The following is a 14,000-nucleotide window of genomic DNA, read 5'->3' as shown; positions in this document are numbered from 1 at the left end:
ATTACTTTTTTCTTCTAAAGATATATAGTCCAGTGACTCCTAGAAAAATTCCAATTATTGCAATACTTAACGATAAAAGACTTCGATGTATTTTCTTTTTCTTATCATAATCTTTGGAGTGTCCATCATTATTTGTTGTTATCTCATCTGCACTATGGTTTTTGAAGGCGCTATGATTTTTATCTTCTTTATCCGTAGGTTTTTTAAGTTCTGGCATTGAGCCGATTTCTCCTGTAATTAAAGCTAAAACCTGATCATCTAAATTTTCATAGTATTTACTAGAATTAAGTGGATTAAAATATTGAAATCTGAAATAGCTTGTCCCTTTTTGTAATGAATTTAAATATTCATTTCCTCTAAATGATTGCTTTCTAAACAAGCTATAAATGTCACTATCTGTCACCTTTCCATCTAATTGATTCAAATTTTTTACTTGATTAATCAAAAACGGATTGTACTTATAAGCACCCGTGGCTAATTGTCTGAATCTGCTAATTAATGAATTGGTATTATCGCTACTATTCATTCTATGTTCGGTATTATTTTGAGATTTAAAAAAGCCATTTTTGTTCCATATAAATTGATTTATATTATTTTGATTTCTATGACCTGAATTAGAATTAATAATATTTTGTTGACGTTTAAAAGGCGCACCATCTCCACTAGTACGTGTATGATTAATATTATGGTTTATATTGTTTATATTGTTTTGATTTGTTTGATTGTATTTAGGCCTTTGGGGTTGATTCGTATGTCTTTGAGAAGGTCTATTTGTATTTCCTTTAGGGTTACCAGGTTTTTTTCCGGTATGTGAACCCTTACCTGAACTTGTACCAGAGTCTGAATCACTATCTGAATCTGAGTCACTATCTGAGTCTGAATCACTATCTGAATCTGAATCACTGTCTGAATCTGAGTCACTATCTGAGTCTGAATCACTGTCTGAATCTGAGTCACTATCTGAATCTGAGTCACTATCTGAATCTGAGTCACTATCTGAATCTGAGTCACTGTCTGAATCTGAATCACTATCTAAATATGTGTCATTTTCTGAGTCACTATTTGAAACGATATCTGTATCTAAATCATTATCCGAATTCATACTAATTCCTGTGCGACTAGTGTCATTCACTCGATTGATAATATTGCTCTTAGCTGTATTTCTATCAATTTGATCTTTAGAAAAATTAATGTCAATAGGATGATTACCTTCAGCATGTGCTTGGTGACTGAATAATGATGTAGTTACCATGAAAGCAAAGCCCGTAAGCATAAATGAATGTTTAATGTTAAACTTTTTCATAAATTCAACCACCTCCCCATTACAATCTTTTGTTAGTTCAAGTATATAAAAAAACTAAGCATTTTGCATTTAAATATGATTATTGAAAATTAATATTAATAAAGTTGAAACGTAAAAGTAACTATTTGTAAACAACAGAATTCAAGAATATTTTTATTTTAATTATTACTTGATAATTAAATGTAAGCTAAAGCTTTACCCTAAGCCTAACAAAATTTCAAAATTTATGTTAGTTCAATATAGTTGTATGTATAGATTAACATGATTAAATTTTAGATATTTTAAATGAAATTTTGCCTTTAACTGGCAATTTTAGTATCTTATAACTAAAACGATAGGCGGGTGAATATATTGAAAATCCAAATACTTCAATTCAATGTAGAACGTGGAAATGTTGATAAAAATATGCAAAATATCAAAACTAAGTTTAATCAATACTTAGATAAAGATACCAGTGTCGTCGTGCTTCCAGAAATGTGGAATAACGGTTATGCATTAGAAGAATTAGAACAAAAAGCTGATAAAAATCTTAAAGACAGCTCTCTCTTTATAAAAGACTTAGCACATACATTTAATGTAGATATCATTGCAGGTTCAGTGTCAAATATAAGAGAAAACCATATATATAATACTGCTTTTGCAATTAATAAAAACAAAGAATTGATTAATGAATATGACAAAGTACATCTCGTGCCAATGTTACGTGAGCCAGACTTTTTATGTGGTGGAAATGTAGTCCCTGAACCTTTTTATTTATCTGATCAAACACTTGTGACGCAAATCATTTGTTATGACTTGCGATTTCCAGAGATATTGCGCTATCCAGCTAGAAAAGGTGCTAAAATTGCTTTTTATGTAGCGCAGTGGCCTAGCTCAAGACTAGATCATTGGTTATCATTACTAAAAGCGAGAGCAATCGAAAATGATATTTTTATTGTAGCTTGTAATAGTTGTGGTGATGATGGTCACACCAATTATGCTGGAAATTCAATTGTCATTAATCCTAATGGTGAAATTTTAGACCATTTAGATGATAAAGAAGGAGTACTAACAACACATATCGATGTAGACTTAGTAGATCAACAAAGAGAATATATTCCAGTTTTCAGAAATCTAAAACCACATCTTTATAAATAGCATAGTTAAAGCCGTGAGCTTGGGAGAGACTCACGGCTTGATAACTTATTATTAAGGGAATGTTTTTACAGTTATTTTTTCAATCTATTTTTTGGGGATGTTATTAATTATGAAAAAATTTTAGTGAATTTATCTATTTAACATGATAAATTGAATGTTGTTTACGATAGCTTACATGCTAGAAATAATTACCTATTTAAGGTAGCTAAGAATAATACGTAACACTGAGTCCAAGGAAACTACAGCTACTAGCAAATGCTTCTCACTTGCTTAGTTTATATTAGTAAATTATTAAGTTGGGATGGCTCAACAACTCACTAATAATATTAATTATACGAAGAAAACAAAGTTACAAAAGTTACAATAGACTCATTCAAAAATTATTTTTTGAATTTATTAACTGTATCGATAATCCATTTTACTAAATCACCGATTGTAGAAATGATATCTGCTGCCATTATAACTTCACTCCTTTCGAATTAAGGTAATGGATACGAATGAATTTAACATTCACTCGACTAGATTAAGCAAATTTTTCAACTATCTTTCAATCACATCTCTGTGATATGAGTCTATTAAAACATGATTTTTCCATTTAAAGATTAAAATTTCGTAAATAGCAATATTTAGTACTCAACTGTAAAACTAAATATGGTAAAATATCTAATAGTACTTAATTAAAACACTTAGGTATATTTTTTTAACAGTTAGGCATGCTTTCTAAAAAATGTTGCGCAAAATTGTATAATGACACTTGAGGAGAGTAGTAAACAAGTGAAAATCATCGATAAAAAAATTGAGCAATTTGCTCAATATTTACAACGTAAAAATAACTTAGATCACATACAGTTTCTAAAAATTCGTTTAGGGATGCAGGTACTAGCGATAAATATTGAAAAGTCTATAGTTGTGTATGGGCTAGCAATAATCTTTCATACTTTCTTTTACACACTTTTAACTCATTTAAGTTATTTTTTAATTAGGAGACATGCACACGGTACGCATGCAAATTCGTCATTGTTATGTCATATTCAGAACATAATTTTCTTTATTATCTTTCCATACTTAATAATAAAGTTAGATATTAACTATTTTGTTCTTTTATCTATGGCATTAGTCGGATTAATTATTACCATTTTATACGCACCTGCAGCAACTAAGAAACAACCTATACCTAGACGTCTTGTAAAGCGAAAAAAAATACTCTCCATATTTTTATATTGTACTATCGTAGTTATTTCATTAGTAACTAAAGAACCGGTAAATAAACTTATTTTATTCGGTGTAATTTTAGAATCTTTAACATTACTACCCATCTTTTTCCCTAAGGAGGATATTAATCATGGAAAACATTTTTAATTTATTTATAAAATTTTTCACTACAATCTTGGAATTTATTGGTACTGTAGCAGGAGATAGTGTATGTGCCTCTTACTTTGACGAACCAGAAGTACCAGAAGAACTGACTAAACTATACGAGTAAATATAACCCTAGAAAGTGTGTAAGATATGGATGATATTAATCTATTTCCGTTTGCAGGCCTACAAATCTTTTTAATGATTTGGGTTACTAAAGTTATCATTAATATGAAATTTAATTTTAGGGATTACATAATCGTTTTTACGATTGTAATCCCTTCTGCAATAATGTATTACTTTTGGCAAAGTAAAGCATTAATAGTTTTGGTTATAATAATCACCATTTTCTTTTATACAAAAATAAAGCTTTATTCAATATTAGTTGTATTATTCACCACTATGATCTTATATATAACTAATTTCATAACTGTATACATACATTTGACTATAAAAGATTATATTCCGTTTAAATTTGCTTTACAGTTAATACATTTTACCTCTTTTGTAATCATAACTCTAATTATTGCTTATTTAACTCAACTATTGTTCAATAAATTAAAAGTATCCTACTTGTCACTCAATAAAAGATACTTATTGATAATAACAATAGTACTTTTCATATCATTTATTTTACTTTATATGGTGTCACAAACTGATATGCGAGGAAATGATACCCTTAAATTATATGCCATCTTATTGTTGGGTATTATGGTTTTTTTAAGTGTAGTGATATTAGTGATGTCCAATTTTACACTCCGTGAAATGAGGTATAAACGTAATGTAAAAGAAATCGAAGCATATTATGAGTACACGTTACGTATAGAAAGCATTAACAATGAAATGCGTAAGTTCCGACATGATTATGTGAATATCCTCACCACTCTTTCAGATTACATTAGAGAAGATGATATGCCTGGATTACGTAAATATTTTAATGAAAATATCGTTCCAATGAAAGATAAATTAAAAACTCGCTCTATTAAAATGAATGGTATTGAAAAGTTGAAAGTGAGAGAAATTAAAGGGCTGATTACTACTAAAATTATTCAAGCTCAAGAAAAACGTATTCCAATTAGTATTGAGGTTCCTGATGAAATTGATCGTATCGATATGAATACTGTTGAGCTTAGTCGTATTATCGGTATTATAGTTGATAATGCTATTGAAGCTTCAGAAAATCTTGAGGAACCACTCATCAATATCGCATTCATCGATAATGAGGAATCTGTCACTTTTATCGTTATGAATAAATGTAGTAATGATATCCCTAAAATTCATGAGTTGTTTGAACAAGGTTTTTCTACTAAAGGTGATAATCGCGGTTTAGGTTTATCAACTTTAAAAGAACTGACAGACTCAAACGAGAATGTTTTATTAGATACTGTCATCGAAAATGGTTACTTTGTACAAAAAGTAGAAATAAATAATAAGGAATCATAAGGATGTGTAGAATTAAATGAAAATTTTTGTTTGTGAAGATGACCAAAGACAAAGAGAACATATGGTATCAATCATTAAAAACTACATAATGATTGAAGAAAAGCCAATGGAGTTAGCTTTAGCAACAAATGATCCTTATGAGGTCTTAGAGCAATCAAAAGAACTTAATGACATTGGTTGTTACTTCCTTGATATTCAATTAGAAGCTGATATGAACGGTATTAAATTAGCCAGTGAAATTCGTAAACATGATCCTGTTGGTAATATTATATTTGTAACCAGTCACAGTGAGCTGACTTATTTGACGTTTGTTTATAAAGTGGCTGCTATGGATTTTATTTTTAAAGATGATCCATCTGAATTAAAAATGAGAATCATAGATTGTCTTGAAACAGCACATACACGACTCAAATTATTATCAAAAGAAAGTAATGTAGATACGATTGAGTTAAAGCGGGGAAGTAATTCAGTATACGTTCAATATGATGATATTATGTTTTTTGAATCATCTACGAAATCTCATAGACTCATTGCACATCTTGATAATCGACAAATTGAATTTTATGGAAATTTAAAGGAATTAGCACAGCTTGATGAACGTTTCTTTAGATGTCATAACAGTTTTGTAATAAACAGGCATAATATTGAATCTATTGACTCAAAAGAACGTATTGTTTACTTTAAGAATGGCGAAAATTGTTTCGCTTCAGTACGTAATGTTAAAAAAATATAATGAAACACCCATCTTTACGATATGAAATTGTAAAGATGGGTGTTTTACTTATTTCTTATATTTTAAATCAATTATAGTCTTTTATATCTTCTTTTGTTGGCAAACTTTCAATAGCACCATGTTTCGTTGTTGTAAGTGCTGCGACACGATTACTAAACGCTAGTATATCCTTGCCCTTTTCCTTAAATAAATCTTTACATTCAGAATACCGAGACTCGAGTATGCAATAAATAATAGCACCTATAAATGCGTCACCAGCACCAGTTGTATCAATTGCTTGTACTTGATACCCCTCATGATGAATACGATAATCATCTTTGGTATAAATAGTTGCACCTTGCGCTCCTTGTGTATAAATCACTACATTAACTCGACCTCTAAATAAAGATTGAATCGCTTCATCTTCATTCCTCTTACCAGTAATAAATAATAATTCTTCATCAGATATTTTAACAATATGTGCTTTAGGTATGAACGCATTTATTGTACGTTGACATTCGAGTTTATCTTCCCATAAAGGTAAGCGTACATTAGGGTCAAAAACAATAGTACCATCTACTGACTCGAATTTTTCAATCATTTTCTCATGGGCATATTTCATGTCACTCTCTATTAAATCTACAGAACAAAAATGTAAAATATCGTCTTGGAATACTTGAATATCATCAATATTTTCAGGTTGATATAACATATCTGCAGAAGGTTTACGATAAAATGAGAAATCTCTTTGACCATCATCTTGAAGGCTGACAAATGCCAATGCAGTATTTGCTTTATTAGTTCGCTTAATATATTGCGTACCTACGCCAAGTTGTTCAATTGTTTCTACAATGATATCACCAAACGCGTCATTTCCTAGTTGTGTTATCATTTCTGATTTTCCACCTAATTTACTTACTGTAGCCGCTACGTTACACGGTGCGCCACCAACTTGTCGACTAAATTGTTCAACATCTTTTAATTTTGAATGCGTTACATTTGGTATGAAATCAATTAATGCCTCTCCAATAGCAAATAGACGTCTCATTATAAATCACCCTTTTAATTCATATTTAGTGAATTTTAAATATACTTGACCAGATTCAGTCGAAGCTTTTATACCTGTAGCATCCTCATTTGGGAAAATACGTGAGGTTAAAACACGCTCACCATCATTACAGAATATTTCGATACTAGATGTATCCACAAAAATTTGTAACTGTTTTAATGGTGAATCTAAAATGGTAGAACGCGTTGTTCCATCGACATTTGATGGTAGTGTCCCACTATCGGTACGATCTAAAGTGAGTTTATTTTCGTGTTTATTATAAGTAATCAGTGTAGATTCAGATCGAGAGCTACGCAATTCAAAATATATTTCTGAAGCATCATTTTCTAATATATCTATAATCATCTCATACTGCTTACCTTCATATGGATGTAATTTACGTTTAAATTTATTAGCATATCCCAAAGCTGTTTCTTTATTAGTTCTTAAATCTTCTAACTGCTTAAAAGGTCGCTGCTTAAGTTTTCCATTTTCAATGGTAAGTACTCGAGGAATAGTAAGGCAATGTGCCCACCCCTCTTTATCTGTAGGATACTCTGTATCTGGTAGTCCCATCCATCCAATTAAAATGCGTTGCCCGTCTGCATCAACAAACGTTTGTGGCGCGTAGAAATCAAAACCATTATCCAATTCTTGAAAACTTTCATGGTCGAAAAATAGATTATTAAAGTTTAAATCTCCTATCATATACCCTGATTGATAGATATTTCTATATTTATCTCCTTCAGCTTCAACGCCTTGTGGACACATGAGTATGACATCTTTATTGCCTAGTCTAAAATAATCAGGACACTCCCACATATAACCAAATTGTGTCAGATTAGTTTTAATTTCACCTTCAAAATGCCAATCAACAACATCTTGACTACGATATAAAAGTAAACGCCCCATCTCATTTTCATTTTGAGCACCTAGAATAGCGTACAGTTGACTATTTTTTTCAAATACCTTTGGATCCCTGAAATGACTTGTATACCCTTCAGGTTGTCCATGAATCACAGGTTTAGGAAACTTCTCTATTTTTCCGTCTTTGTTCATTCTGGCAATCATTTGACTGGAAATTCTATTCCAATGTTGGTCACGATGATTGCCTGTATACATATAATAAAGATGATTTTGATATTCAAAAGCACTTCCACTGTATACGCCATGACTATCATACTTAGTATCAGGTTTAAGAAGTGTTCCTTGAGGTTCAAAATGTAATAAATCTTTGCTTTTATAATTAAACCAATATTTTAAACCGTGCACAGCACCTAACGGAAACCATTGATGTGAAATATAGTAGTATCCTTCATAATAAATGAGTCCGTTTGGATCATTCAATAAACCCATTTCAGGTTGGATATGAAATGTTTGTCTATATAAAGATGTATCCACTTGGTGTTTCAGTTGCTCAAGATATGTTTCATCAACATCCTCAATACGTTGGTATCTCTCTTCACGAGTCCACTCCACTATGTTCTACCTCCTACTACAACTATTTATATATTAATAACTCTATTATTTTAACATATTGATTTAGAGAAATATGTTAATAATGTCACTTTTTGACATGTTTAAATTCATGCTTATTAATATCCAATTGATACCTGTCAATATTTAATTAATTATTTCATTCAACTATGCTTTCTCAATAATTATACCAATTTGATTAGCAATTATCATTATATGTGGTATCGGTTCCATTTTAACTAAAACAAGATTTCTATGCATGTTAATTCAATTTGATAGGAATTTTTATTTTTAATGTTGTTTGTTCACCTTTTAATAGTTGGTTAATTTCTTTTAATGCTTGCTTTCCTGCTTCAAAGTAATTATAGCTAACCGTTTGAATGACAGGTGATACTATTTGAGTCATAGGGTCTCCACCAAATCCATATATTGAACAATTGTAAAACCTTTGTTGATGATCAGAGCAATATTTATGGATTGCAAAAGCAATGGTATCAGTTGCTCCAACTATCGCATCAGCATCATGTACTCTTTCAAGTTGCTGACTTACATCTTTAAAAGCTTGTTCATGCTTAAATGTTGTTTCATAAATTTTCGGACTTATGTGATAGTCCTTCAGCGCTTGAATAACTCCCAGCTTACGTTGAATACCAACTGCAATATCTTCTTCACTAACGCCAAAGAAATGTACATTTCGACAACCTTTTTCACCAATGAGTACTCCAATTTTATATCCAGCTTCATAATCATCGTGATATATACTATATAATCGGTCGTGTTCTTGTCCTACTATAATGACAGGAACATCAATTTTCTCAATGACTTCAATATGCGCTTCAGTAATATGTGTTGCCATTAGCACGATTCCATCAACTTTACTACGTGATAATGTTTTTAGTGCCGAAATTTCACCATCTATTTTTAATCCTGTGTAATTTAATAATAACTGATATCGATGTTGATTACATTGGTGTACCAAACCCTTAATCGTTTCGTCAACAGCGTATGAATTCATACGCGGAATAATTGCTCCAATCAAATTGGTACGTCGAGCTCTTAAGCTTTGTGCAAATTGATTTGGCTGATAATTATTTTCTTCTATTATTTTAGTTATTTTTTCTTTCGTTGCTGGACTCACAGATCCATTATTTAAAAAGCGTGAAACAGTACTTTTCGATACTCCAGCTAATTTTGCTATATCTGATATATTTTTCATAAAAAATCACCTATCACGTCATCAATCGTTCCTTTTTATTTTACCATATGAACCAACGCTTTAAATAGTTGAAATTATTGTTTAGAATACGATTAAATAAATTGACGTGTTAGGTGATTGTCATTTATATAATTTTAAAACTTAATATGACGATTAAACTTATTTAGCTCTCCATAGAAATACGCTTTCTCACCGTGTACTATAACATCGAGTCCTGTTTTATCTTCTTCTTGAGTTGTAGCTAAAGGAGTAAAAATTTTAATAAATCTAGCAATCAAAAAAGTGACTATTGCGCTAAAAACGACAGTCGCAATTGCCGCTCCAAGTTGAATCACTACTATTTTAAAATCACCTGTATAGATAAAACCATTCTCCACCGCACTATTAATTTGATGTGATTGAAAAACTCCTGTAAACACAGCTCCTAAGATACCACCTACACCATGAATACCAAATGCATCTAGTGCATCATTATATTGGAGTTTTACTTTAATTAAATTTATAACGATATAGCAACCTATGCCACCCATTATTGCAATAATCATGGCACTCATATAGCTGACGTATCCTGCTGCTGGTGTAATAGCGACAAGACCAGAGAGCGCTCCAGATAAAAGACCTAGTAAACTTGTAGTCTTTTTCAAGATATATTCAAAGATTAACCAACCGAAAGCACCTGCACTTGCACCAATAACTGTATTTACAAACGATATCATGGCTATGTGATCGAATGTAAATGCACTGCCCACATTAAATCCATACCATCCTAACCATACTAATATACCACCTATAAGTGTAATTAATAGATTATGGGGAGTATGTTTTTCTTTCTTTTTACCTATACCTATCATTATCCCAAGAACCAAACCAGATACACCTGATGTTATATGAACTACTGTTCCACCCGCATAATCTATTGCTCCAATTTTACTAATCCAACCACCACCCCATACCCAGTGGGCAACAGGGCTATAAATTAATAGAACCCATAAACTCACAAAAATCAGATAAGGAATGAATCTCATTTTCTCGGCTATCGAACCTGATAAAATAGATACCGCAATTGTACAAAACATCATTTGAAACAACATAAATAATGAGAGAGGTATATGAGGACTCAAAGTTTTTGAAGTTTCAAAACCAACATGATGAAGACCCAAAAATTTCAAACCACCTATCCATTGATTACCTCCATCAAAACTTAAAGAGAAACCAATCATTATCCATATAAATGTGACAATGACAATGGCAACCATACTTTGCATTACAGTATTTAAAGCATTTTTTGATTGTACGAGTCCCCCATAAAAAAGGCTCAAACCTGGTGTCATTAACCATACTAATAGAGTACATAAAAATAGAAATATTGTATCATTCATATTCATACTTACCACTTCCTTTAAAAACATCATAATGAGTGTTTTTTTAAAAGCAAAATTAGGTAAGGTCATGTTACACAGAATGTCACTTTAAGTTACATTGTATATATAAGCGTTGTACTAAAAACATATTATTTTCGTTACACTATGTTAGTAATGAGTATAATAAAAAGATAATCTTGATTTAGTTATCTCATTACAATAATAAATAAGCCTGGGACAATGATTGTTGTCTCAGGCTATCATAATTCTACTAACGAATTTCATTAAATTAAAAACAGTCTTCAAGTTTAGCTCTTTCTTTCAACGATATAGCTAATAGCTACTTAATTTAACTTTTTTCTCGTCAATCACATCTATAATTAAATTTGCTTAATTTCCTATCCTCAAAAAATCTGTTTATCAACTTTATAACTATAAATTTTTATGCCTTTTGAATAGTAATCGTCCATGATGCATCATCAAGTTGCTCATAGTTTGTAACTGGATATCCATTTTCTGCAGCCCAATTAGGTAATGCTTCCGTAGCCTGGGTGCAATCGAAATCGATTTTCAATTCATCCCCTTGATTTAATTCATTCATTTTCTTTTGTGCTTCTATTAAAGGAAATGGACAAACCATCCCTACTGTTCCTAATTCGTATACCATTGATATACCTCCTCATTCACTTTATCTAATGTCACATTAGAATAACCAATCTTAGCTTTGAGATACTTGTTGTAACTTTTTCATAGGTTTTACAAAAATAAAATAACTCATAAACCAAACACCAATAATCATAGAGGCTAAAGCAATCCATCCTTGCCAACTCATTGTAGCTGTCTCAACTAAACCATTACCGATAGAGCAACCACCTGCAACTGAAGCACCAAATCCCATAAATATACCACCAAGCGCACTATTGCGAATTGTCTTAATATCTGGCAATCTCCATCTAAACTCTTTAGACCCTTTTGCAGCTATATAAGAACCTATGAATATACCTAGTACCAAAAGCACACCCCAATCAATAAATTTTAAATCTCCTGAAATAAGATAATTTACAAGATTTGCAGATGGTGTTGTTATACCTAAGCCACCCATTCTCCCAGTAGATTCACTCATAGGCCAAGCAAGTAGAGCAATAAAACCTATTGCAATGCCAGCAACAAATGGATGATATCTTTTTTCAAATAGGTAATGTCTAATACCACTATATTTTTGTTTAAGTTGGGGCACCATTATTTTAGGTTTTCGAATTGTTTTCACAACTAAAAATATTGTAATTACAGTTAATAACATGACGAGAATCCATTGTGGTATACCTGTTGTACTCGTCATACTTGTGCTGACTTGCGTCGGTTTATTTATTTGATTCATTATTGGAAGAAGTACCCCAGTTTTAGTTACGGCTGAAGTCAATGCATAAAATATTAATGCCACCCAACTTCCAATTAACCCTTCACCAGCCCTATACCAAGTTCCTGTCGCGCATCCTCCAGCTAATACTATCCCTATTCCAAAAACGAAGGATCCCAAAATAGTTCCTATAACTGGAAATGTTTCTGCTGGAACCTCTATAATATTTAAGTTCTTTAGAATAAGTAAACCAATACTTTGGACTGTAATAGCAATAAGCAATGCATAAAACATTTTGTTACTCTTTTGAACGTACATATCTCTAAATCCACCAGCTAAACAAAATCTTGTTCTCTGCATTACAAATCCTAGCAATATGCCAACGACTAATCCGCTTATAATTGTCCACACCATTTTATCACCTTTTCCGATATAAATACTAAGGTATTATAGTAGAAAGGACTATATTTTGCAAATTCTTAATTTTATTTATTATGTTTTAATATAAATATTTTGTGAGTTTGATTAAGTCACTCTTAGATAAGTTACTAAATTTATACCACTCCTGGTCAGAATAATAAATAAACAATTTATTTCCTAATAACCCTTTCGATATTCTATACCGCACAATGCTAGAGAGTTCGAATTGAATATTGAATGGATTATTGTTTTGACTATATGCCTTAAACTCCAACTTATTTTCATGTATTAACAATATACCGGGAACTGTCATTATTCTGGGAATATGTGATTTGAAATTACAATTTATTTCTTGAGTCATTTGTTTCAATCTCCCATTACAATAAATATCAACTTACAATTTTTGTTAAAAAGTTTCGTATTTATAATCTATTGTAACTGTTTAATATAAAAAAAGCACTCTCACTTCTCACTTGAGAGTACTATGTTAATGTGATTTTTATTAATTATTTACTATAATTTTTCATGAAGAACAATAATGATTGTAACTCTATACCAAAATCAATATGATGTACTTGGACATCTTGGGGTGTTTTAATTCGACGTGGCGTAAAGTTTAGTATACCTTTAACACCGGCTTTAACAAGTTCATCAGCTACTTGTTGTGCCACATTATCTGGTGTTGTTAAAATGACTACATCAATATCTTCTGATTCTAATGTCGTTTTGATATCATCACTATGTTTTACCACAACGTCACCGATATTCTCACCTATAATATCTGGTCTAATATCAAAAGCTTCAGTAATTGTCATCTCATCATGTATTGAAAAGTTATATGTAAGTAATGCACGCCCTAAATTACCGATACCTATAATGGCAATTTTAATTTGATCGCTCTCACTTAATTCTGATTTAAAGAATTCAAGCATACTATCTATATTATATCCATATCCTTTTTTTCCTAATTCACCAAAGTATGAAAAGTCTCTTCTTATTGTAGCTGAATCAATTTGTAGTGCTTCACTTATTGTTTTAGAATTAACACGATCTATACCTTTACCTTTCAAAATACTGACCAATCGGTAATATAAAGGTAGACGTTTTAACGTAGCGCGAGGAATTTTAAAATCATCTGGCATATATCTAACCCCCCTTTTTCGCGTATATT

At 31.2% G+C, this 14,000-nt stretch carries 15 protein-coding genes; 5 read left to right on the top strand and 10 right to left on the bottom strand.

Going from position 1 to position 14,000, the window contains the following annotated elements; translation table 11 throughout:
• Position 1 precedes the first annotated feature (1 nt).
• A complete protein-coding gene (gene sdrH, locus FNL83_RS12310; RefSeq protein ID WP_049387514.1) occupies positions 2 to 1,303 on the bottom strand; it encodes an MSCRAMM-like protein SdrH in 1,302 nt (433 codons plus the stop codon).
• A gap of 351 nt (positions 1,304 to 1,654) precedes the next feature.
• Between sdrH and FNL83_RS04360 the strand changes: the two genes are divergently transcribed.
• A complete protein-coding gene (locus FNL83_RS04360; RefSeq protein ID WP_002469371.1) occupies positions 1,655 to 2,440 on the top strand; it encodes a carbon-nitrogen family hydrolase in 786 nt (261 codons plus the stop codon).
• A gap of 380 nt (positions 2,441 to 2,820) precedes the next feature.
• On the opposite strand, the gene hld is transcribed toward FNL83_RS04360, so the two are convergent.
• On the bottom strand, positions 2,821 to 2,898 hold the full coding sequence (gene hld, locus FNL83_RS04355; RefSeq protein WP_002494082.1) for a delta-hemolysin: 78 nt from the start codon (positions 2,896 to 2,898) through the stop codon (positions 2,821 to 2,823).
• A 316-nt stretch (positions 2,899 to 3,214) separates the two neighbouring features.
• On the opposite strand from hld, the gene FNL83_RS04350 reads away from it, so the two are divergent.
• The 4 genes from FNL83_RS04350 to agrA are packed head-to-tail and all read left to right on the top strand — an operon-like array spanning position 3,215 to position 5,972.
• On the top strand, positions 3,215 to 3,799 hold the full coding sequence (locus FNL83_RS04350) for an accessory gene regulator AgrB (RefSeq protein ID WP_001830005.1): 585 nt from the start codon (positions 3,215 to 3,217) through the stop codon (positions 3,797 to 3,799).
• Entirely contained in the window at positions 3,783 to 3,923 is a 141-nt protein-coding gene (agrD, locus tag FNL83_RS04345; RefSeq protein ID WP_001830021.1) for a cyclic lactone autoinducer peptide AgrD, read from the top strand. Before FNL83_RS04350 ends, agrD begins: the two co-directional genes overlap by 17 nt.
• A 26-nt stretch (positions 3,924 to 3,949) precedes the next feature.
• Positions 3,950 to 5,239 (top strand): quorum-sensing sensor histidine kinase AgrC, encoded by a 1,290-nt coding sequence (agrC, locus tag FNL83_RS04340; RefSeq protein WP_010959211.1) that lies wholly within the window; start codon positions 3,950 to 3,952, stop codon positions 5,237 to 5,239.
• Positions 5,240 to 5,255: 16 nt separating this feature from the next.
• Positions 5,256 to 5,972, top strand: a complete 717-nt coding sequence (gene agrA, locus FNL83_RS04335) for a quorum-sensing response regulator AgrA (RefSeq protein WP_001829999.1) — start codon at positions 5,256 to 5,258, stop codon at positions 5,970 to 5,972.
• 67 nt (positions 5,973 to 6,039) lie between these two features.
• On the opposite strand, the gene FNL83_RS04330 is transcribed toward agrA, so the two are convergent.
• The 8 genes from FNL83_RS04330 to FNL83_RS04290 form a co-directional block, all read right to left on the bottom strand.
• On the bottom strand, positions 6,040 to 6,999 hold the full coding sequence (locus FNL83_RS04330; protein ID WP_002485130.1) for a carbohydrate kinase family protein: 960 nt from the start codon (positions 6,997 to 6,999) through the stop codon (positions 6,040 to 6,042).
• A gap of 6 nt (positions 7,000 to 7,005) precedes the next feature.
• Entirely contained in the window at positions 7,006 to 8,478 is a 1,473-nt protein-coding gene (locus FNL83_RS04325; RefSeq protein WP_001830011.1) for a sucrose-6-phosphate hydrolase, read from the bottom strand.
• A 259-nt stretch (positions 8,479 to 8,737) separates the two neighbouring features.
• Entirely contained in the window at positions 8,738 to 9,691 is a 954-nt protein-coding gene (locus FNL83_RS04315) for a LacI family DNA-binding transcriptional regulator (protein ID WP_001830022.1), read from the bottom strand.
• Positions 9,692 to 9,825: 134 nt separating this feature from the next.
• Complete coding sequence (locus tag FNL83_RS04310; protein WP_001830014.1) at positions 9,826 to 11,076, bottom strand: ammonium transporter; 1,251 nt, start codon at positions 11,074 to 11,076, stop codon at positions 9,826 to 9,828.
• A 418-nt stretch (positions 11,077 to 11,494) separates the two neighbouring features.
• Positions 11,495 to 11,719, bottom strand: a complete 225-nt coding sequence (locus FNL83_RS04305; RefSeq protein ID WP_001830019.1) for a sulfurtransferase TusA family protein — start codon at positions 11,717 to 11,719, stop codon at positions 11,495 to 11,497.
• 51 nt (positions 11,720 to 11,770) lie between these two features.
• Positions 11,771 to 12,823, bottom strand: a complete 1,053-nt coding sequence (locus FNL83_RS04300; protein ID WP_001829995.1) for a YeeE/YedE family protein — start codon at positions 12,821 to 12,823, stop codon at positions 11,771 to 11,773.
• Between the two features lie 85 nt (positions 12,824 to 12,908).
• The gene (locus tag FNL83_RS04295) at positions 12,909 to 13,190 is read right to left on the bottom strand and encodes a hypothetical protein (RefSeq protein ID WP_002440364.1); all 282 of its coding nucleotides are present in this window, start codon (positions 13,188 to 13,190) and stop codon (positions 12,909 to 12,911) included.
• 145 nt (positions 13,191 to 13,335) lie between these two features.
• The gene (locus FNL83_RS04290; protein WP_001830017.1) at positions 13,336 to 13,971 is read right to left on the bottom strand and encodes a redox-sensing transcriptional repressor Rex; all 636 of its coding nucleotides are present in this window, start codon (positions 13,969 to 13,971) and stop codon (positions 13,336 to 13,338) included.
• Between the last annotated feature and the right edge of the window lie 29 nt (positions 13,972 to 14,000).

The organism is Staphylococcus epidermidis (genome assembly GCF_006742205.1).
Lineage (GTDB): Bacteria > Bacillota > Bacilli > Staphylococcales > Staphylococcaceae > Staphylococcus > Staphylococcus epidermidis.
This window is presented reverse-complemented; position numbering and strand designations above follow the sequence as displayed.